Source organism: Lysinibacillus sp. NPDC093688, assembly GCF_050280145.1.
GTDB lineage: Bacteria > Bacillota > Bacilli > Bacillales_A > Planococcaceae > Lysinibacillus > Lysinibacillus xylanilyticus_B.
Window position 1 is genome coordinate 79,676 of record NZ_JBNNUX010000007.1, and the last position, 20,969, is coordinate 100,644.

Sequence of the window (20,969 nt, forward strand, 5' to 3'; positions counted from 1 at the left end):
AAAAGTCTGTCATCTCTTTTCAAGGAGAGAGTAATACTTTACTGATGCGCATTACTGATGTGAAATTGAATGATAAGAAGGAGGCATATTTGATGAGTACGAATGTTTCTATCGATGAAAAAGAAGAATTAGCAACATCAGCAAAAGCTGAACAAACCTATCAAGCGAAAGATGGTGCTGACGTATTAGTGCAGGCACTACATGAACAAGGTGTTGACATTGTTTTTGGTTACCCAGGTGGAGCGGTACTACCAATTTATGATGCCATGTATAAAAATCCGATTCGCCATATTTTAACTAGACATGAACAAGGTGCAATCCATGCAGCGGAAGGTTATGCACGTGTTTCCAATAAACCTGGTGTTGTTATTGCAACTAGTGGCCCGGGGGCAACGAACTTAGTAACGGGTATTGCTGATGCGATGATTGATTCCATTCCATTAGTTGTATTCACAGGTCAAGTTTCAACAGCTGTGATTGGTACTGATGCTTTCCAAGAAGCAGATATTATGGGCATTACGACACCAATTACGAAGCACAATTATCAGGTGCAGGATGTTAATGATATCCCGCGTATTGTTAAAGAGGCCTTCCATATTGCAAGTACTGGTCGAAAGGGTCCTGTTGTTGTAGATTTCCCGAAAAACGTGTCTCAAATGTTATTTGATGTAGAGAATCCACCACAGGCTCCTGAAGAAATATATTTACCAGGTTATCAACCAACGTACAAACCAAATTATTTACAAATTCAAAAGGCTATACAGGCGATCTCGTTGGCCAAAAATCCAGTTATTTTAGCTGGTGCTGGTGTACTCTTTGCAGATGCCAAAGAAGAGTTAACTGCATTCGCTGAAAAATACCAAATTCCAGTAGCAAACACTTTGCTAGGACTTGGTTCAATCCATGGAGAGCATGAATTATTCATCGGAATGGCAGGCATGCATGGAACTGTAACAGCGAATACAGCTATTACAAAATCAGACTTATTGTTGAATATCGGAGCTCGTTTTGATGACCGTTTAACTGGTAATTTGGCAACATTTGCTCCACATGCAACAATCGTACACATCGATATTGATCCAGCGGAAATTGGAAAAAACGTGCCGACAGATATTCCAATCGTTGCAGATGCCAAAGAAGCTTTAAAAGCATTATTGAAAAAAGACTTCGATGGTCCAGATACAACAGACTGGCTAACATTCTTAAATAATCATACAAAGGAATATCCATTATGGTACAGCAAGGAGCCGGGGGACAAAGAAGTTTTACCGCAGGAAGCATTAGAGCTTGTGCATAAAATTACAGAAGGTAATGCAATTGTCACGACAGATGTTGGCCAGCATCAAATGTGGGCTGCTCAATATTATCGATTAAACAATGATCATGGATGGGTAACGTCTGGTGGACTTGGTACGATGGGCTTCGGCTTCCCGGCTGCAATTGGCGCCCAGTTTGCGAAGCCAGACAAAAAAGTTGTTTCTATTGTGGGTGATGCAGGATTCCAAATGACTGCGCAAGAGCTTTCTATACTGCAAGAATTCAACTTACCGGTAAAAATCGTGATTTTAAATAACAGCTGTTTAGGAATGGTACGCCAATGGCAAGAAACATTCTATGAGGAGCGTTATTCATCTTCACTTATGCCGATCCAACCAGACTTTGTTAAATTAGCTGATGCATATGATCTGAAGGGCTATCGAATTAACACAATCGATGAAGCGGAGAGTATTTTCCGTGAGGCACTACTTTCTGATGAGCCAGTGTTAATTGATTGTCGTGTAAAACAACTTCAATGTGTTTACCCAATGGTAGCACCAGGCAAAGGCTTACATGAAATGATTGGGGTGAAAAAGAATTGAAACGAGTAATTACAGTAACAGTGATTAACCAAAGTGGTGTCTTAAACCGTGTAACAGGCTTACTTATGAAGCGTCAATTTAATATTGAATCAATCACAGTTGGTCATACTGAACAGCCAAACTCTTCGAAAATGACTTTTGTTGTAAACGTAGAGGATGAGCGTAAAATTGAACAACTAGTGAAGCAATTATCAAAGCAAATTGATGTGTTAAAGGTCAATGACATTACAGATAAATCAATCGTGCTACGCGAGTTAGCGCTTGTAAAGGTAATTTCACCACCAAATTTACGACTGGAAATGAATTCAATTGTTGAACCATTCCGTCCACAAATTATTGATACAGCGAAAAACGTTGTCACCTATCAAGTAGTAGGGGATCCCGATAAGATTGATGCCTTTATTGAACTAATTAGACCTTATGGTATTAAAGAATTAACGCGTACAGGGGCTACTGCATCTGTTCGTGAAACACAAAAAATCTCAACTACGCAGCTCTCTATTTTAAAATAGTTTGCATATAAAATGGATAGCTTTGGATACATAGCCCTTAGTGGTTTACTGGCATCCGGAGTTAAAAAAACAAACCAAAAATTAGGAGGAAACAAACAATGGCTACTATGTATTATGATCAAAACATCAACGAGGACGTATTAAAAGGGAGAAAAATCGCAATCATCGGTTATGGTTCACAAGGTCATGCACATGCACTAAACCTTAAAGAGTCAGGGTTCGATGTAGTAGTAGGAGTTCGTCCAGGCGGATCTTTCGATGCAGCAAAAGCGGATGGATTAGATGTAAAGACTGTTGCTGAAGCAGCGCAAGAAGCAGATGTTATCCAAATTTTACTTCCAGATGAGCGTCAAAAAGCTGTATATGAGGCTGAAATTGCTCCACATCTTGAAGCAGGTAAAGCACTTATGTTTGCACACGGCTTCAACATTCACTTCGGTCAAATTACACCACCAGCAGATGTGGACGTATTTTTAGTTGCACCGAAAGGTCCAGGACACTTAGTTCGTCGTCAGTTCCAAGAAGGTGCTGGTGTACCAGGCTTATTCGCAATTCATCAAGATGCAACTGGTCAAGCAAAAGATTTAGCTCTAGCTTACGGTAAAGGAATCGGTGCAGCTCGTGGCGGTTTACTTGAAACATCATTCAAAGAAGAAACTGAAACTGATTTATTCGGTGAGCAAGCAGTACTGTGCGGTGGTGCTACACAATTAGTAAGAGCAGGGTTTGAAACATTAGTAGAAGCTGGCTATCAACCAGAATTAGCGTACTTTGAAACTCTTCACGAACTAAAATTAATTGTTGACCTAATGTTTGAAGGTGGTATGGCAACAATGCGTTACTCAGTATCAGATACAGCTGAGTGGGGTGACTATGTAGCAGGACCACGTATTATCGACGATTCTGTAAAAGCTCGTATGAAAGATGTATTAACGGATATCCAAGATGGTACATTCGCTCGTCGCTGGATTCAAGAAAACGAAAACGGTCGTCCAGACTATACAAAATTCAAAGAAGCTGGTGCAAATCACCAAATCGAAGAAGTTGGTGCTAAATTACGTGCAATGATGCCATTCATCAACGAAGGTAAAGAAAAAGTGGTGAGAGAAGTGGCGACAAGTGCGAAAAATTGATATTTTCGATACAACACTTCGCGACGGCGAACAATCTGCTGGGATTAATCTAAACACCGCAGAGAAGATTGAAATCGCCAAGCAACTGGAGCGCCTAGGAGTGACAATTATTGAAGCAGGTTTTCCTGCTTCGTCACCCGGTGACTTTGATGCGGTACATCGTATTGCAGGAACGGTAAAAAACTCTATCGTAACAGGATTAGCCCGCTGTGTACAAAAAGATATCGACACAACATGGGATGCGATTAAAGTGGCCGAACAGCCACACATTCATATTTTCCTAGCAACTTCTCCAATTCATATGGAATACAAGCTAAAAAAATCACCTGATCAAGTGGTAGAACAAGCGGTGGAAGCTGTAAAGTATGCGAAAAAATTCTTTCCGCTTGTACAATGGTCTGCAGAAGATGCATTCCGTTCAGATCGTGCCTTTTTAGTACGTATTATGAATGAAGTTGTTGCGGCAGGTGCGACAACCATTAATGTACCTGACACAGTAGGATATGCATCACCTCAAGAATATGGTGCATTATTTAAATTCCTACTTGAAAACGTTAAAGGTGCTGACAAGGTAAAATTCTCTGCCCATTGCCATGATGATTTAGGGATGGCAACCGCTAACACGATTGCTGCCATTGAAAATGGTGCCTCACAAGTAGAGGGTACGATTAACGGTATCGGGGAGCGCGCTGGAAATGTTGCGCTTGAAGAAATCGCAGTTGCCCTTCATATCCGTAAAGATATGTACCCTGTAGAAACAGGTATTCATTTACAAGAAATTAAGCGTACATCTCAATTAGTCAGTAAGCTCACAAATGTGGTTATTCAGCCGAATAAAGCTATTGTTGGTAAAAACGCATTTGCACACGAATCAGGTATCCACCAAGATGGTGTGTTAAAAAATCCTGAAACGTATGAGATTATTTCACCTGCTCTTATTGGTGAAGGGGAGGTACCGCTCGTTCTTGGTAAACACTCAGGTCGCGCAGCATTCCGTGACCGAGCAGAAACAATGGGCTTCCATCTTTCGGATGAAAAACTAAATAAAGCATTTACTGAATTTAAAAAATTGGCTGACCGTAAAAAAGAAATTACGGAAGAAGATTTACTAACGCTTCTTACAGAACAGCAAATTCAAATAGAAGATGTTCCACTCTTTGAACTAAAGATGGTACAGGTGCAATATGGCACAGAAAATATTCCAACAGCAACGGCGATTGTTTTAACACCAGAAGGTCTAGAGAAGACAGTTGTTGCAACAGGTTCAGGTTCAGTGGAAGCTATTTTCAATACGCTTGAGCAACTTGTACAAGGGGATATTCATGTGATTGATTACCGTGTTAAGTCTGTCGGTAAGGGACGAGATGCACTAGGTGAAGCCGTGATTAATATCCGATACGATGATGTATCGACAACTGGACGAAACTCATCACATGATGTTTTAGAAGCATCGGCAAAAGCTTATTTAAATGCCATTAACCGTCATTTGATACAAGCAAGCCTTCGTGCACAGCCTGTAAGTTAATCGATCTTCAATCTTCTGTAAATGTCGCAGGTTTTAACTTCTTTCAGCAAATGTCTTTTGTAGCGAAAGTGAAGCGACAGGTACAGAAATCTCCCACCTCTATAGATAATGAGATGAATACGGATTTAAGCTACTTTTCAGCGGGTGTCCAAAACACCCGCTGAAAGAAGTTAAAGCCTCCGGCGGATGTCACGGAATCGGAAAGGAGTTCTTTGTGCAAGCACAAAGCCGATTCCGGATGCAATTATGCCAATTACATGTAGTCGTAATATTGATGACCTCACCTATTAAAAATAGGTGAGAGTCTTACTAAAATAGCGTAGTCAACGCTATACAAAGAAAGGTGTTTTGACGATGGAGAAAAAAATTACAGTACTTCCTGGTGACGGAATTGGGCCAGAGGTTGTTGCTTCTGCTGTACGTGTATTACAGGTGATTGGTAAGCGATTCAACCATACATTCCATTTAGGGTATGCAACAATCGGAGGCGCTGCCATCGACCAACACAATAATCCACTACCAGATGAAACAATTGAGATGTGCGAAAATAGTGACGCAGTTTTACTTGGAGCGGTTGGTGGTCCGAAATGGGATAATAACCCACCTGAATTGCGTCCAGAAAAAGGATTATTACGTATTCGCAAACATTTTGACTTATTCGCAAATCTTCGTCCAGTAAAGGCGTTCCCGAGTTTACTAGATGCTTCACCATTAAAGCGTGAAGTAGCCGAAAATGTCGATCTAGTGATTGTACGTGAATTAACAGGCGGCGTATACTTCGGGGAACCACGTATGCGTACTGAGAATGGCGCGATTGATACAACGGTTTACTCAACTGCAGAAGTTGAGCGTATCGTTGAAAATGCCTTTGAATTAGCACGTTTACGTGGAGGCAAATTATGCTCTGTTGATAAAGCAAACGTACTTGAAACAAGTCGTTTATGGCGCGAAGTAGTAGAAGCGAAGAAAAAGGATTATCCAGATGTGCATGTAGAGCATAATTTAGTTGACTCAGTTGCTATGAAATTAATTACAAATCCTAGTCAATATGATGTGGTAGTTACTGAAAATATGTTTGGAGATATTTTAAGTGATGAAGCATCTGTTATTACAGGCTCTTTAGGCGTACTACCTTCTGCGTCCATTCGCGGAGATAATTTTGGACTATATGAACCAGTACATGGCTCAGCACCAGAAATTGCAGGTCAAGGTGTAGCTAATCCGGCAGCAACAATTCTTTCAGTTGCTATGTTGCTACAATATTCATTTGGCTTAAAAGAAGAAGCGGCAGAAATCGAGCGTGCTGTAAGTGCAGTATTTGATGATGGTTATTTCACTGCAGATCTTGCACGTGACGGCGCTCGTATACTGTCGACAAATGAATGGACAGATAAAGTAATTAACGAAATAGATACAAGCTTTGTTTCAGAAAGCATTATGACAACATACATTTAAGAAATGAGTGAAGATAATGGGCAAAAATATAATTGAAAAGATTTGGGATAAACATATCGTTTATCAGGAAGAGGGCAAACCGGACCTGTTATATATTGATCTCCATTTAATTCATGAAGTAACTTCTCCGCAAGCTTTTGAAGGTCTACGTTTGAACGGACGTCAAGTGCGTCGTCCAGATTTAAGTTTTGCGACAATGGATCATAACGTGCCTACAAAAAATCTACCGACGATTCAGGATCCAATTGCACGTAACCAAATTGAGACATTAGCTAAAAACGCTGAAGAATTTGGTGTCGAGCTTGCAGGGATGGGGCACCCTGACCAAGGAATTGTCCACGTAATTGGCCCTGAGCTAGGTTTAACTCAGCCTGGTAAAACGATTGTCTGTGGTGATTCCCATACGTCTACACATGGTGCCTTCGGAGCGATTGCCTTCGGTATTGGTACATCTGAGGTAGAACATGTATTGTCAACACAAACCCTATGGCAAAACAAGCCAAAAACAATGGAAATTCGTGTAGAAGGTGAGCTATCAGTCGGTGTAGCTGCAAAAGATATTATTCTAGCGATTATTGCTAAATTCGGTATCGGTGTCGGCACAGGACATATTGTGGAATTCACTGGAGAGGCTATCCACAAACTTTCTATGGAAGAACGAATGACAATTTGTAATATGTCAATTGAGGCAGGTGCAAAGGCAGGGTTAATTTCTCCTGACCAAACAACTGTTGATTATATCCGTGGACGTAAACATGCACCACAAGGAGAAAAGTTTGAGGAAGCGGCAGATTATTGGTTAAGTTTAGCATCCGATGAAGATGCGACATATGATACAGTTCGAATCATTCAAGCGGAAGACATTGAGCCAATTATCACTTGGGGAACGAATCCGTCCATGGGTTCAGGTGTGTCAAGTCAAGTTCCAACACAAGCAGATTATGAGGATGAGTCAGATAAAGCGGCTCTTCGTAAAGCACTTTCCTACATGGGCTTAGAGGAAGGTCAACCACTAACCTCAATCGATATTCAACACGTATTTATCGGTTCTTGCACAAATTCACGCATCAGTGATTTACGTGCAGCAGCAGATGTCATCAAAGGGCGTAAGGTGCATGGAAATGTAACAGCGATCGTTGTACCAGGCTCTTATTCGACGAAACAACAAGCAGAAGCAGAAGGATTAGATAAAATCTTTACAGATGCTGGCTTTGAATGGCGTGAGACTGGTTGCTCGATGTGTCTGGCAATGAATGATGATGTAGTACCAGCTGGTGAACGCTGTGCATCAACATCAAACCGTAACTTTGAAGGACGTCAGGGAGCGGGTTCTCGTACACACTTAGTTTCACCGCCAATGGCAGCAGCGGCAGCAATTGCTGGTCATTTTGTGGATGTTCGTGAATTCGTAAAGGAAACTGTGTAATTTCCATTTACACGGAAGGGATGATTGCAAATGGAACCAATTAATATCGTAAAAAGTGTGATAACACCACTTGATCGTAAAAATGTCGATACAGACCAAATTATTTCGAAAGAGTTTTTAAAGCGTATTGAGCGTACAGGTTTTGGGCAGTATTTATTTTACCATTGGCGCTTCGATGCAGAGGGTAATGCAATAAAGGATTTTGTGTTAAACAAACCTGAGTTCAAAGACTCCAAAATTTTAGTAGCACAAGATAACTTCGGCTGTGGTTCTTCTCGTGAACATGCACCGTGGGCAATCTTAGATTACGGCTTCAATGTAGTGATTGCACCATCATTCGCAGATATTTTCCACAATAACTGCTTCAAAAATGGGATTTTACCAATCCAACTAACGGAAGCAGAATGTGATGAAATTTTAGCTAAAGGCTTAGCAAAACCATACTCGTTGGAAGTTAGTCTTGAAGCACAAACAGTAACGGGTGAAGATGGTGCAGTTTATAAGTTTAGCATCGACCCTTACTATAAAGAAACATTGCTAAATGGTTTGGATGAAATTGCCCTTACCTTTAAATACGAAGAGCAAATCGCTACTTATGAAGCAAATCGTATTGCATTTTAATAGATGAGAGGGATTTCCTTTTGACTGAAGACAGACTTGTTGTCTTCAGTTTTTTTATTGCATAAAGAAGGAATTGTTCGGGTAGAAGTGAGAAATGCATAGGTAGTGAAAAAAGCTCTTTGATTGGTAAATGACTAGTCCTTATCACTTTACATAATAAAAATACGTTATTTTAATTCGTCATTTATTTGTCAAAAAACTTTAAAGAATTGATGCAATATTTTGATAATATATAAATAGAGTTATGGTGAATAAATGGAATTCTATCCAGTTTATTGTTTCATCACTAAAGTGCCCAGTCCAGAACTAAAACAACTACATGTTTTGATAATGGGCTAGCTTATTGAAATATTTACTGGAAAAACTCAAAAGTGAAAAATAAGGGGGGGATAACATGAAAATCCTTCGAAAATACAGCATGTTAATTGTGGGCTTAGGTTTTTCTAAATTAGGAGACTGGATTTACCTTGTAGCGCTAAATTTATTTATATGGCATTTAACACAATCGCCGGCAGCGATGGCTGGAATTTTTATTGTCGGACCAATTGCAAGAGTTTTAACAAGTTTGGTAGCTGGCTCTTTTATTGATCGTATGAATAAACGCAAGTTGATGATGACAACGGATATTATTCGAGGGTTTATCGTTTTTTGTATGCCGTTTATGGAATCTATTTGGCTCATTTATACGCTATTATTTTTAGCGAATATAGCGAGTAGTTTCTTTGGACCTAGTAGTACATATTATATTACAAAGTTTGTTCCCTCAGAAGATAGACAACGTTTTAACGCAATACTTGGCACGTTCAATTCAGGGTCGTTTTTATTAGGGCCAGCACTAGCAGGGCTCCTCATCACACTTTTTAATACAACAGTTACGATTTGGTTCAATAGCTTTACATTTTTTGTTTGTGCTTTGATCATTTACTTTTTATCAGATGTAGATGATCTGAAGGAAACTTCACGACAACGTATAACTTGGCAACTAATAAAAAGTGATTATCTAGCTGTACTAGCTTTCATTCGACAAAATTCATTATTTATCACGATTTATTTACTGTTTCAAAGTGCGTTAATGATTGCATTTGCGCTGGATTCTCAAGAAGCAACATTTATAAAACAAGATTTAGCTTTATCCGATAGCTTATATGGAGCCTTTGTGAGTAGTGCAGGAGCTGGAGCAATTTTTGGTGGAATGGTTGCTGCGAGTTTCGCCAAAAAATGGTCCACTCGCTCATATATAGCTTTTGGTTTGTTCTTGACAATGTTGTTTTACACCGCCTTTTATGCCTCAACATCAAGTGTTTTGGCATTTGTAAGTTTAGTTTTTCTAGGCTTTTTTATGGCATTTAGTAATACTGGTTATGAAACATTTTATCAGCAAAGTGTACCGCCAGAAATGATGGGGAGATTCGGTAGTATTTCTAGTATTTTTCAAAATATTTTACAAATCTCCTTAACCTTACTATTAGGATTATTTGCAGAACTATTTACGCTTCAAATGACTGCAATTACTTTCGGTATTATTAGTATTTTATTTTCAATTTCATTATATTTTGTACTATATTCCCCAAAAAACTACATCGGGTTAAAGGAGGAAATATTATGATTAGCTATTCGCTTCGTTGTATTTTTTGCAAGAAAACATTTGAAGTTGTAGAAGGGACAAATAAATATAGACTGTATAAACAAAATATGGAAGGGAAATTCTCTTGTGAAGACTGTGATAGAAAAATTGAATTGGAGTCAAGGAAAGGTTTATTAGGAAAACTTTAAATTGAAGCTTGGATGAAGAAAAGCGGCATTGTAAAACATCTAATAAGAAGAGTGGTACTCCACAATTTTCTAATGTAAATGCCCTGTCTTTCTACGGATTTCTCAGTTAAAATGAAAAAATAAGATGGAAGGCAGGGTATAAAGATGATTACAGTTATAGGTAGCATAAATATGGATTTAGTTGTACAAATGGGGGTTTTTCCAAAGCAGGGGGAAACGATCCTCGGTAATGATTTTCAAACGATTCCAGGAGGAAAAGGGGCTAATCAGGCAATTGCCGCGGCACGTCTTGGAAGTGATGTCACAATGATAGGGTGTGTGGGCCCCGATAGTTTTGGTGAAACATTGCGAACTGTATTACAGCAAGAGCATGTTCAAACAGAAGCTATTACAAGTGTATCGGTACCTACTGGGATTGCTAATATTTTGCTCTACAATAATGATAACCGTATCATAGTAGTGCCTGGGGCAAATTATGAATTAAAGCCAGCACATATAGAGGCAGCAAAAGAAATCATTCTAAAAAGTCAGATGGTCATTATGCAGCTAGAAATTCCAATGGAAACGACCGCTTATGCAATCAAACTTTGTAAAGAAGCGAATGTACCCGTTTTATTAAACCCAGCACCAGCAGCTAATTTTGATGTGCAATGGATGGAGGATATTACCTATATCACACCAAATGAAACGGAGTGTACTGAGATTTTTGGAGATGCTATTGAGCAAGTATTAGAAAGATATCCTAATAAAATAATTATGACGCTAGGTAGTAATGGCGCACGTTATTTTGATGGTGAATATCCTATTCATGTTCCGGGCTATTTGACGAAAGCGGTAGATACTACAGGTGCAGGCGATACGTTTAACGGTGCACTCGCTTATGCTTTAGTAGAAGGGCAATCATTGGATCAGGCTATGTATTTTGCAAATATTGCTGCTTCATTATCAGTGGAGAAATTCGGTGCACAAGGTGGTATGCCAACACTTGGAGCTGTTTATGCACGTATGGCTGGAGTTGAAGAATAAAGAGGAGAAGACTAACTCACTTACAAATTTAACTAATAATTAGTATTTCTTTTAATCTGAATGAGGAATAAATTTGAGATAGAAGATTTTGTAGAATAAGAGTTATTACCTATTTGTGTCGATTGAATTTAAGTATATTGTCCTTTTTTGTCGTTATTTCTTAGTACTATGTATTAATAAAGGAATATTTTCATTTATAATAACTTTATATACATACGAAAAGAGGTATTGAGGATGACAAATATTGATAATGTGCCGATCGAATATACAGCCTCAGCGAATAATATTTTGCCACAGCTTGTTGACCATTTGCGACAATTGCATGGCATTATTTTACAAAATACATATGTAAAAGATACAGCTAAACACTTAAATCGTATCATTCAAGATGCTAATAACGAAACAATGATTCTTATTGTGGGGAAAGAGCGTGTCGGAAAAACAACACTAGTGAATGGATTACTAGGACGCCAAGTTTTGCCTGTTAGTGAACAGCATCCAACAGGGGTAAATACATTTTTGAGATACGGTGAACATGAAGAAATAAAGGCGTACTTTTTAGATGGTGTTGTGGCCATATTCGATATGAGCAAGTTAGAATTATTGACGACTGGCGATACTTTTGCATCTCAAATACTACGAGAACATTTAGATTACCTAGAAGTATATTTAAAAAATGATTTATTAAAATCAGTGACCATTATTGATTCGGTTTCATTGGAATCTGGGGGAGGAGAAATGGCCTACTTCCCAGAAGCATTGATGAACCGTGTGGACGAAATCTTTTGGGTATTACGTTCAGGTTCGATGGCTGTTTATCCAGAAATATTATTGATGGAAACGTTAAAAAACAAAGGTGTTGAGCCTCTTTGTGTCATCAATGCCATAGATTCAAATGAAAATACGATGGCATTTATCAATGCTGAGAGAGAACGATTTGGTCATTTAATAAGTGATTTTGTTGCTATCTCTGCAAGAGAAGCAATTGAAGCTAAACAGATTAATAGTGATGAGCTTTGGCAAAAAAGTCAGTACGAGCAATTAATTTCAGAAATTCATCGAGTTGCAGAAAATAGTGATAAGAAAACGTATGGCATTTTAATTCGCTTCTTGCAATGGCTTGAACGATTCCGCTTCGAATTAACTGTTATTCCACAAAGAGATCCATTCCAATCTGCTGTTAAGACCATTGAAAAGTATACAGGCGATACACAATACGAATTTTCACGCTATCAACGTGATTTAGCGATTGTGACCGAATATGAGCAAGAATATGAACAGGTTGCCAATGTATTTAAAAATGTTCAAACATTATACCAACTTTTACAAATTATTTCACAAACTGATTATTTGCAGGATGAAATTGTGGAAAGCTTTACAGAAAAGGCTGTATCTTATCAACAAATGTTACGAGAATATCGAAATATGCATAGTGAATATTTACGTGAATATGATCGATTGGACGCACAGCATAAAAAAATTCACGGAAAAGGTCTTATGAAGGCTATCTTTGGTCAGCATACACAAAATGGGTTTTTCAAGGAACGTGTTAACAAGTTAAATGAGCAGCAATTGGTTTGTATTGCGCAATATGAAAAAGTGCACGAAGCGGAGGCATTAATGCTTCAGTCCGTTCATTCAATACAAAGTTATCTTATGGAGTTAACGAAAAAACGTTTGGCACGTATTGAGGAAAAAGTACAAGAGCTAAATCAACAACGTTCAAAAGAAAAGTCCCAATTACAATTATACGCAAATAAATTGAATGAATTTTCTTGTTTGATGGAGGCACAGGGCTATATTAAAGATAATATTCAACCGTTTTTAATGGACGAACAAATGCCACTAAAAGCAAAGGATATTGAAATGCTAAAAGAAACGATTAACAGTATTATGAGCATTGACCTGTCGAATAATGGCCTACTTGCACGTAGTCAGATGAACAATAAAATGGAGAATGCAGCGATTCCTTTCGATGTTCAGAAGAAATATCCATTACATACATTAGCTTTAGCAGAAGTAGATGTAAAATCAAACGATATACCAGAAATTCCGAAAAAGCTTGATGTTCAATATGAAGATTAAACATTAAAATAAATGTTCTAAAAGTAATTTAAACTTTTAGAGCATTTTTTTATGCATTTTGTAGTTTTTCGTCAATTGGGGTTAATTGAAACTAAATAAGGCGATTTTCGTAGTTAGGGGGTTATACAGATTCAAATTAATACTTACAGCACCATTATCTATTAACATTATTTCTGTAATGATATAAAATAGGCTTACAAAGATGAAATGGGTGGTTTTTTGGTATCTTCAAAAGATGTAGCAAAGTATGCGGGTGTTTCTCAAACAACGGTTTCAAGAGTGTTAAATACTCCTGAACTCGTAAAGCCGAAAACAATTGAAAAAGTGATGAAGGCGATTGAAGAATTAAACTATGTTCCAAATGATATAGCAAGATCGCTTGTTCAGAAAAAAACAGGAATTATTACATTGATTTCAGGTCCGTTACACAATCCTTTTTTTGTTGATACAACAACTGCAATCGTTAATTATGTTAACGCTAGGGGCTATAAAGTAAATGTCTATTTTGGGGCTGAAGATAATTTAGAGTCCATTTATAATTCTGTTTTGGAAACGAAGGCTGACGCGATTATTTTATCGTCTATGTTATATGAAGATGACTTATTTTTTAAGCTTGAAAAACGAGGCATCCCATTTATCATGTATAACCGCAAGCATCAGGAAAATAGGCATTTTGTAGAGGTTGATAATGTGGAAGCTGGCTATATAGCGACGAATCATATTTTATCTTTAGGTCATCAAGATATATGCTGGATTGGCGGCCCACATGAAATAAGTACTTTTTATGGAAGGTACAAAGGCTTTAAAAATGCATTAAAGGACAGCGCTATAGATATCAAAACAGTGTCATCATTTTTTACAAATACTAATAAAACTGATATTAAACGGGTATTTGAAGAAATACTAAAGCTTCCCACGAGGCCTACCGCTATTTGTGCAGCAACAGATGCAATTGCCATTGAAATATTAAATCTTTGTTTAGAACGGGGCTTTCAAGTTCCTAAAGATTTTAATGTTATTGGCATTGATAATGTGGAGCTTAGTAAACACCATTCGATTGCCTTAACAACAGTAGGCTTAGAATCCGAAAAAAGCCTCGGATTTATTGCTATTGAAAAATTATTTGAGGTAATGGAGAAAAAAAGTGCTTGCATCCAACAAACAGAATCTGTTAGACTTTTTCCAAGAAATACAACGTGTGAAAAATGAACTGATGAACATCAGTTTGTTTTTTACACCGTAATGGTTACGTATTCATTTTTTATTTTTCAAAATGAATACGTAACCATTTAATGAGAGGAGTGAGTTAGGTCTTGAAAAGAGGCTTATTTATTAGTGGACAATGGCAAATGACAGATGAATATATGGAGGTTCATGCCCCCTACTCAAATGAGGTCGTAGCACAATTTGCTATGGCAACTGAAGATGATGTACAGCATGCAATTGAAAGTGCTCATGCAGCAGAATCTGAAATGGCAGCTTTAACAGCATTTCAAAGAGCAGAGATTTTAGAACAGTTATCCGATCTATTTACAGAAAATCGAGATGAGGCAGCTAGCATTATTTCGCTAGAATCAGCAAAGCCGTTAAAATATGCCTATGCTGAAATTGATCGAACGATTGAAACTTACAAATTTGCAGCAGAAGAAGCGAAGCGACTATCTGGTGAAATGATTCCGATGGATGCTTCTAAAAGTGGAGAGGGTAGATTTGGTTATACAATTCGCGAACCGTTAGGGGTTATTGCGGCCATTACACCTTTTAATTTTCCGCAAAATTTAGTGGCCCATAAAGTTGGACCGGCATTAGCAGCTGGAAATACGATAGTTTTGAAACCTGCAACACAAACAGCTTTATCTGCTCATTTTCTAGCAAACCTATTGGCACAAACAAATTTACCAGCAGGTGCATTTAACTTAGTAACTGGGCAAGGAAAACTAGTAGGGGATGCATTTTTAGCACATCCAAAAGTGAAAATGATTACATTTACTGGGAGCCCGGCTGTAGGTATTTCTCTTCGTAATCGCGCTGGATTAAAGAAAGTCACATTAGAACTTGGTTCGAATGCTGGTGTTATTGTTGATGAAGGGGTTCAGCTCGATAAAATCATGGACCGAATTGTTATGGGGGCTTTTTCAAATCAAGGTCAAGTTTGTATATCCCTACAGCGTATATATGTAAAAGAAAAAATAATGGATGAATTTTTAGAGCAGCTAAAAGCAAAAGTAGAACGGTTAACAATAGGGGACCCACTTGATGCAACAACAGATTTAGCGATGATGATTTCAGAAACTGAGCAACAACGTGCTGTCACATGGATAGAAGAAGCGGTAGCAGAAGGTGCGGAGGTACTGACAGGTGGTCGTATTGAAAACAATATTTTACTTCCAACAGTGTTACTGAACGTATCCTCTAATAGCCGAGTATCTTGTGAGGAAATATTTGCACCTGTAGTTATTGTCAATACTGTTTCATCAGTAGAAGAAGCCATTGACGCGGTTAATGATTCAAATTATGGCTTACAGGCAGGGATATTTACACCCTCAATTGAGACGGCCTTTAAAGCTTCAAAGAAACTACAAGTCGGAGGTGTCATCATAAATGACGTTCCAACATACCGTGTGGATCAAATGCCATATGGTGGCGTTAAAGAAAGCGGAACTGGTCGTGAAGGAATCAAATATGCCGTTGAGGAAATGACAGAAATGAAGCTAGTGATTTGGAATAACAGTTAATCATGAGTCATTTAGAAAATCGACAGAAGGCTATTATGAATAGATGGGAGTATAACAATTATGCATAAATTAACCTTTACTCCTGTGAGTTATACAGGCTGGGGTTGTTTAAATCAGCTACTACCGGAAGTAGTAAAATTCAAAGCAAGTAATATTTTATTAATCACGGACCCATTTTTAAAAGAGTTAGGTTTAACAGATCATCTTGAAAAGCCTTTACTAGAAAATGGGTACTCTACAACTATTTACACCGATATTGTCCCAGAGCCACCGCTTGCAATTGGTGAAAAACTAGTTGATTTTACAAGAAAACATCATTTTGATTTAGTGATTGGTTTAGGGGGAGGAAGCGCATTAGACTTAGCGAAACTTGCCGCAGTTTTAGCAACACATGATGGGAAAGTGGCAGATTTCTTAAATTTAACGGGAACAAAAACCCTTGAAAATAAAGGATTGCCTAAGATTTTAATTCCAACTACATCTGGAACAGGCTCAGAAGTGACAAATATTTCAGTACTGTCACTTGAAACGACGAAGGATGTTGTGACACATGATTACTTATTAGCAGATGTCGCCATTGTAGATCCGGCGTTAACAATTTCCTTACCACCAAAAGTGACTGCTGCTACAGGTGTAGATGCTTTAACACATGCAATTGAGGCCTATGTTTCAGTAAATGCAAACGAAGTAACTGATGCACTAGCACTACAAGCTATAAAATTAATTAGTGGGTCTATCCGAACTGCTGTGCATGACGGTCAAAATAAGCAGGCACGTTCGGATATGAGTTATGGCAGTTATTTGGCAGGCTTAGCTTTTTTCAATGCCGGTGTAGCAGGAGTACATGCATTAGCCTATCCTCTTGGTGGCCAATTTCATATTGCTCATGGTGATTCCAACGCTGTATTATTACCTTATGTAATGGGCTATATTCGTCAAAGTTGCGAAAAACGAATGAAAGATATTTTAGATGTAATGGGTATATCATCAGCGTATTTATCGCAAGAAGAGGCTTCTTATAAATGTGTAGATACATTGAAGCAACTTGTGCAGGATGTTAATATTCCGTCAACATTAAAAGGATTTAATATACCAGAATTAGCACTGGAACAACTAACTGATGATGCGACAAAGCAAACAAGAATCTTAGCACGTAGTCCGATGCCGCTTAAGCGAGAAGACATTTATACAATTTATCGTGCTGCATTTGATGGAGAGATTCGAGAACCTCAATAACTATAAAGAAGAAAAGAGAGACGTTGATTGTAAGGGCACTGAAAAAGTCCATATCTTCTCACATTGCGAGGTATTCAACGATTTAATCGTTGAATACCTCGCTTTTTTCATTTGGCACTGTGACTCTACTGTTGTTTTCCGAAGCATTCCGCTCGCTTTCCGCGGGCGAGCGCCGAGCCTCCTCCTACGCTTCGCTTCGTGCGGGGTCTCGTCTGTCTCGCTTTCCCGCAGGAGTTGAGCGATGCTTCTCCAAACAACGCAATGTATCATACTATTATTTTAGTCACGCCTTCCTTTATAATAAAAGAATTAATGTGCAGGTGGTGCCCCCAATGATTTCAAATCAAGAAACCCTTAATTTAAGTCCATACATGGCGATCTACTATATTGTTGTGCCAAAAGATAATATGCTTCGCCAAATCAATGAACTTGTTGATTTTTCATTCATTTTAAAGAGTTAAAAACAAAATATTGTTTAGACAATGGACGTTATAGTGAATTAAAAAACGGACATGGGTACGATACGGCATCGACTGCGGGTTTATTTGGCATGAAAATTCAAGGTGCTACAACGATATTCGCTGTCAATTTGAAACGGATATTAAAGCTACTAAAGGAAAATGAATAAGGAATAGAGACAGAAATAAGGCACTTCCTGTTCAAAATTGAACAAGAAGTGCCTTATTTTCATCTGAAAAAGGTTCGCTTTTATGAAAACGTAAGTTTTTCAGTGCCCTCGTTGATTGCCGGCGTTTCTCTTTTTTATGTAGTAGTTTTGATACAGAATATACAATTATAAAAAAATGAAATTTGTGATTCATCACCAAAAGAATGGATGACTTTTGATAAAATGTCTACTATGTAAATAAGTTGATTGGAGTGAAGGCCGGACGCCCCCAGGAAGCTTTGCTCTGTGCGAAAGCGAAGCGTCAGCAACAAATGTTTTATCTGTGCGAAAGCGAAGCGTCAGCAACAAAGTGCTCAGTTGGAACGGAAATCAACCACACGTTTAGCTGATGATCTAAATTTGTTACATATGATCAAATAGTTGAAAATAAATCGAACGAAAAGGTCAGCTCGACTGTCTAATAAGTAGAAGGGAGTGAATGCGATGGATGAACAAGCGTTGGTGAGGCGTGCGATAGCAGGGGACGAAGGTGCTTTTTTACATCTAATAAAACAATATGAACAGACGATGTACCGTATGGCATTTGCCTATTTAAAAAATGAACACGATGCAATTGAAGCGGTACAAGAAGCTACTTATCGAAGTTTAAAAAAGATACATACCATTAAAGAACCAGGTTATTTTGGTACATGGCTTGTCCGAATTTTACTCAATATTTGTCATGATATGCGTGAAAAAAGCAAGCGTTTTGATTTGCAGGAAGACATAGAAATCGGTGATGACGCACCCAATCACGAGTGCTTTGAAATAACAGATATCATTACGAAGCTACCAATCGAGCAGCAAGAGCTTATTTTTCTAAAATATTTTCAAGACTATAAAAATCAAGATATTGCTATCCTTCAAAATATACCGGAAGGAACTGTGAAGTCGAGGTTACATGCGGCATTGAAAAAGCTGAGACTATATTTTACGGAGAAGGGGGAGCTGTAGATGAAACAGGTTGAAAAGCATGACTATGATACTTTTGTCAAAGAACTAGCGAAAATCGACATTCCGTATGAGCAATTAGAAGAATCACGTAGGAAAAGTGTCATACGCTTTCAAAAAGAAAAGAGTAATAGACAACGTACATGGAAAAGCATTGCTGTTACTTGTGCATTATTATTTCTATTTGTAACGTCCATCCGTGTATCTCCAGCTTTTGCTAGTGCCATCGCAAAAATCCCTGGCTTTGCGCCGCTAGTTCAGATGATTACTTATGATAAAGGGGTTAAAGATATACTCCATAATAACTATTATGAAGAACTAGGATTGTCACAAACGAAAAATGGTTTATCATTTACACTTCAAGGTGTTATTGCTGATGAAACAGGTATGATTTTGCCTTATACATTGTCAGCACCATTCGATGTTCATGATTTAGCAACCAAGAAAGTGGAGCTCCGTCGAAATGGTGAAGTATTACCCGCTGGAATAAGCTACAGCGGGTTTAGCGAAAAGGAAACATCTTTGATTGAAGATAAATTTGTGGCTACATTTGATCCTTTTAATTATGACAATGCTAATTTTGAATTATATATACAATTTGCAGATAAAAAGCAAACAGAGTTTACAATCCCATTTTCACTTAAAAAGCAAATAGCGAAAACGAAGACCTATAAATTGAATGAAAAAATGAGCTTCGATGGCCAGCAAATCACCATCAAATCTGTCTCTATTTCACCACTCCGTACGGGTATTACAATCGCTCTTGACCCTAATAATGAGATGCGTATTTTAGGATTTGATGATATTCGTTTATTGGATGAAAAAGGGGAGGAGTGGACGACAATCAATAATGGCTTAACAGCTACAGGTAATCTAATAGATGGAGAAGAAACAATCTTTATGCAAAGTAATTATTTTAGAGAGCCTAAAAAATTAACATTATCCATTGGAAAAGTAAAAGCATTGCCAAAAGGGGAGGATTTTATAGAGGTTGATTTTAATCGAAATAAAGTACTATTCAAACCACCTCTTCCTGGCTTAAAAGTTCAAGCTAATAAGCAAATGGTAACAATAAATGTTCCAACTTCTTATAAAGATAAAAATATCGGTTTACTTGGTACAGCAATAGATGCAAATGGAGAAACTGTTTACAGTAATTCAGGAAGTTACTATAGACCTGATGAATACGTAATCGAACAAACAGAAACATATGACATAAAGGAAGTTGTCAATCCAGTACGCATTTATTTCTCACATTATGAAAACTTTTTAGATGGAACTCAAACGGTTGATATTCCATTGAAATAGTCAAAAAAAGAATCTGCTTATACTGCAGATTCTTTTTTAATTAAGTCTTTTTTAATTAAGTATAAATTTTATGCTTCAGCACCTGGTGTAAATGAACGTGTCGCTAATTCTGCGTCAAGCATAAAGATTGCGTTGGAGTCATTTTCTATGCGTTCAATTTTACGGATTAATGTGTCGAACGTAGATTCTTCTTCCACTTGCTCGTCAATGAACCATTTTAAGAAAGCCATAGTCGCGTGCTCGCGTTCATCTAAAGCGATATCAGATAAATGATAAATACGGCGCGTTACTTCTTTCTCGTGTGAAAGGCCGGTTTTGAAGGCATGTAAGATAGACTCGAAATGATTATCTGGACTATCAAAGCCATGGATTGTTGCACGGTAACCCATATCACTTAGGAAATTATAAAATTTCATCGCATGGAAGCGTTCTTCTTCAGCCTGTACTAAAAAGAAGTTGGCAAAGCCATCATAATCTTGATCTGTGCAATATGCCGCCATCGCCATATAAGCATGCGCAGAGTAAAATTCAAAATTCATTTGTTCGTTTAGTGCTGTGTGTAGTTTTTCAGATAACATAAATATTTTCCTCCCTTTACAGTATATATCTTCTGCTTCTCTTATAGTATACAGCGAAGAATGGTAGGTTGGCAAAGTT

General features: G+C 37.9%; 17 protein-coding genes and 1 pseudogene. 17 read left to right on the forward strand and 1 reads right to left on the reverse strand.

The annotated features are described in order from the left end of the window. Nucleotides 1–92: 92 nt before the first annotated feature. The 17 genes and pseudogenes from ilvB (at nt 93) to ACQKN2_RS08285 (ending at nt 20,312) form a co-directional block, all read left to right on the forward strand. Complete coding sequence (gene ilvB, locus ACQKN2_RS08205; protein ID WP_427414529.1) at nt 93–1,859, forward strand: biosynthetic-type acetolactate synthase large subunit; 1,767 nt, start codon at nt 93–95, stop codon at nt 1,857–1,859. After that, entirely contained in the window at nt 1,856–2,371 is a 516-nt protein-coding gene (ilvN, locus tag ACQKN2_RS08210; protein WP_427414530.1) for an acetolactate synthase small subunit, read from the forward strand. Before ilvB ends, ilvN begins: the two co-directional genes overlap by 4 nt. A gap of 98 nt (nt 2,372–2,469) precedes the next feature. Then, nucleotides 2,470–3,504 carry a ketol-acid reductoisomerase gene (gene ilvC / locus ACQKN2_RS08215; protein WP_427414531.1) on the forward strand — a complete coding sequence of 345 codons (1,035 nt, stop codon included), beginning with the start codon at nt 2,470–2,472 and terminating at the stop codon, nt 3,502–3,504. Then, nucleotides 3,491–5,029, forward strand: coding sequence for a 2-isopropylmalate synthase (locus tag ACQKN2_RS08220; RefSeq protein WP_427414532.1), 1,539 nt, complete (start codon nt 3,491–3,493; stop codon nt 5,027–5,029). The genes ilvC and ACQKN2_RS08220 overlap by 14 nt, the downstream gene beginning before the upstream one ends. Nucleotides 5,030–5,383: 354 nt before the next feature. Beyond that, nucleotides 5,384–6,484: a 3-isopropylmalate dehydrogenase gene (gene leuB, locus ACQKN2_RS08225; protein ID WP_427414533.1), complete on the forward strand. Its 1,101-nt coding sequence runs from the start codon at nt 5,384–5,386 to the stop codon at nt 6,482–6,484. Between the two features lie 16 nt (nt 6,485–6,500). After that, the gene (leuC, locus tag ACQKN2_RS08230; protein WP_427414534.1) at nt 6,501–7,910 is read left to right on the forward strand and encodes a 3-isopropylmalate dehydratase large subunit; all 1,410 of its coding nucleotides are present in this window, start codon (nt 6,501–6,503) and stop codon (nt 7,908–7,910) included. Nucleotides 7,911–7,940: 30 nt separating this feature from the next. Further along, entirely contained in the window at nt 7,941–8,531 is a 591-nt protein-coding gene (gene leuD / locus ACQKN2_RS08235) for a 3-isopropylmalate dehydratase small subunit (protein ID WP_427414535.1), read from the forward strand. Nucleotides 8,532–8,925: 394 nt separating this feature from the next. Next, nucleotides 8,926–10,137 carry an MFS transporter gene (locus ACQKN2_RS08240; RefSeq protein ID WP_427414536.1) on the forward strand — a complete coding sequence of 404 codons (1,212 nt, stop codon included), beginning with the start codon at nt 8,926–8,928 and terminating at the stop codon, nt 10,135–10,137. After that, nucleotides 10,134–10,304 carry a hypothetical protein gene (locus tag ACQKN2_RS08245; RefSeq protein WP_427414537.1) on the forward strand — a complete coding sequence of 57 codons (171 nt, stop codon included), beginning with the start codon at nt 10,134–10,136 and terminating at the stop codon, nt 10,302–10,304. Before ACQKN2_RS08240 ends, ACQKN2_RS08245 begins: the two co-directional genes overlap by 4 nt. A 144-nt stretch (nt 10,305–10,448) precedes the next feature. Beyond that, nucleotides 10,449–11,330: a ribokinase gene (rbsK, locus tag ACQKN2_RS08250; RefSeq protein ID WP_427414538.1), complete on the forward strand. Its 882-nt coding sequence runs from the start codon at nt 10,449–10,451 to the stop codon at nt 11,328–11,330. 234 nt (nt 11,331–11,564) lie between these two features. Continuing rightward, complete coding sequence (locus ACQKN2_RS08255) at nt 11,565–13,415, forward strand: dynamin family protein (protein WP_427414539.1); 1,851 nt, start codon at nt 11,565–11,567, stop codon at nt 13,413–13,415. A 219-nt stretch (nt 13,416–13,634) separates the two neighbouring features. Further along, nucleotides 13,635–14,624: a LacI family DNA-binding transcriptional regulator gene (locus ACQKN2_RS08260; RefSeq protein ID WP_427414540.1), complete on the forward strand. Its 990-nt coding sequence runs from the start codon at nt 13,635–13,637 to the stop codon at nt 14,622–14,624. 104 nt (nt 14,625–14,728) lie between these two features. Then, nucleotides 14,729–16,150 (forward strand): aldehyde dehydrogenase family protein, encoded by a 1,422-nt coding sequence (locus ACQKN2_RS08265; RefSeq protein WP_427414541.1) that lies wholly within the window; start codon nt 14,729–14,731, stop codon nt 16,148–16,150. A gap of 60 nt (nt 16,151–16,210) precedes the next feature. Further along, on the forward strand, nt 16,211–17,386 hold the full coding sequence (locus ACQKN2_RS08270) for an iron-containing alcohol dehydrogenase (protein ID WP_427414542.1): 1,176 nt from the start codon (nt 16,211–16,213) through the stop codon (nt 17,384–17,386). A 332-nt stretch (nt 17,387–17,718) separates the two neighbouring features. Beyond that, nucleotides 17,719–17,876: pseudogene (locus ACQKN2_RS08275) on the forward strand (IS5/IS1182 family transposase); the annotation flags it as partial. Nucleotides 17,877–18,497: 621 nt separating this feature from the next. Then, nucleotides 18,498–19,007: a sigma-70 family RNA polymerase sigma factor gene (locus ACQKN2_RS08280; protein ID WP_427414543.1), complete on the forward strand. Its 510-nt coding sequence runs from the start codon at nt 18,498–18,500 to the stop codon at nt 19,005–19,007. After that, on the forward strand, nt 19,008–20,312 hold the full coding sequence (locus ACQKN2_RS08285; RefSeq protein ID WP_427414544.1) for a DUF4179 domain-containing protein: 1,305 nt from the start codon (nt 19,008–19,010) through the stop codon (nt 20,310–20,312). A 68-nt stretch (nt 20,313–20,380) separates the two neighbouring features. On the opposite strand, the gene ACQKN2_RS08290 is transcribed toward ACQKN2_RS08285, so the two are convergent. Then, entirely contained in the window at nt 20,381–20,890 is a 510-nt protein-coding gene (locus ACQKN2_RS08290) for a ferritin (protein ID WP_427414545.1), read from the reverse strand. Nucleotides 20,891–20,969: the final 79 nt, after the last annotated feature.

Excerpts from the sequence above, each read along its gene's own strand:
- ilvB (WP_427414529.1), top strand. The coding sequence starts at position 93 with ATGAGTACGAATGTTTCTATCGATGAAAAAGAAGAATTAGCAACATCA.
- rbsK (WP_427414538.1), top strand. The coding sequence starts at position 10,449 with ATGATTACAGTTATAGGTAGCATAAATATGGATTTAGTTGTACAAATG.
- ilvC (WP_427414531.1), top strand. The coding sequence starts at position 2,470 with ATGGCTACTATGTATTATGATCAAAACATCAACGAGGACGTATTAAAA.
- ACQKN2_RS08270 (WP_427414542.1), top strand. The coding sequence starts at position 16,211 with ATGCATAAATTAACCTTTACTCCTGTGAGTTATACAGGCTGGGGTTGT.
- ACQKN2_RS08240 (WP_427414536.1), top strand. The coding sequence starts at position 8,926 with ATGAAAATCCTTCGAAAATACAGCATGTTAATTGTGGGCTTAGGTTTT.
- ACQKN2_RS08280 (WP_427414543.1), top strand. The coding sequence starts at position 18,498 with ATGGATGAACAAGCGTTGGTGAGGCGTGCGATAGCAGGGGACGAAGGT.
- leuD (WP_427414535.1), top strand. The coding sequence starts at position 7,941 with ATGGAACCAATTAATATCGTAAAAAGTGTGATAACACCACTTGATCGT.
- ACQKN2_RS08245 (WP_427414537.1), top strand. The coding sequence starts at position 10,134 with ATGATTAGCTATTCGCTTCGTTGTATTTTTTGCAAGAAAACATTTGAA.
- ACQKN2_RS08255 (WP_427414539.1), top strand. The coding sequence starts at position 11,565 with ATGACAAATATTGATAATGTGCCGATCGAATATACAGCCTCAGCGAAT.
- ACQKN2_RS08290 (WP_427414545.1), bottom strand. The coding sequence starts at position 20,890 with ATGTTATCTGAAAAACTACACACAGCACTAAACGAACAAATGAATTTT.
- leuC (WP_427414534.1), top strand. The coding sequence starts at position 6,501 with ATGGGCAAAAATATAATTGAAAAGATTTGGGATAAACATATCGTTTAT.
- leuB (WP_427414533.1), top strand. The coding sequence starts at position 5,384 with ATGGAGAAAAAAATTACAGTACTTCCTGGTGACGGAATTGGGCCAGAG.
- ACQKN2_RS08285 (WP_427414544.1), top strand. The coding sequence starts at position 19,008 with ATGAAACAGGTTGAAAAGCATGACTATGATACTTTTGTCAAAGAACTA.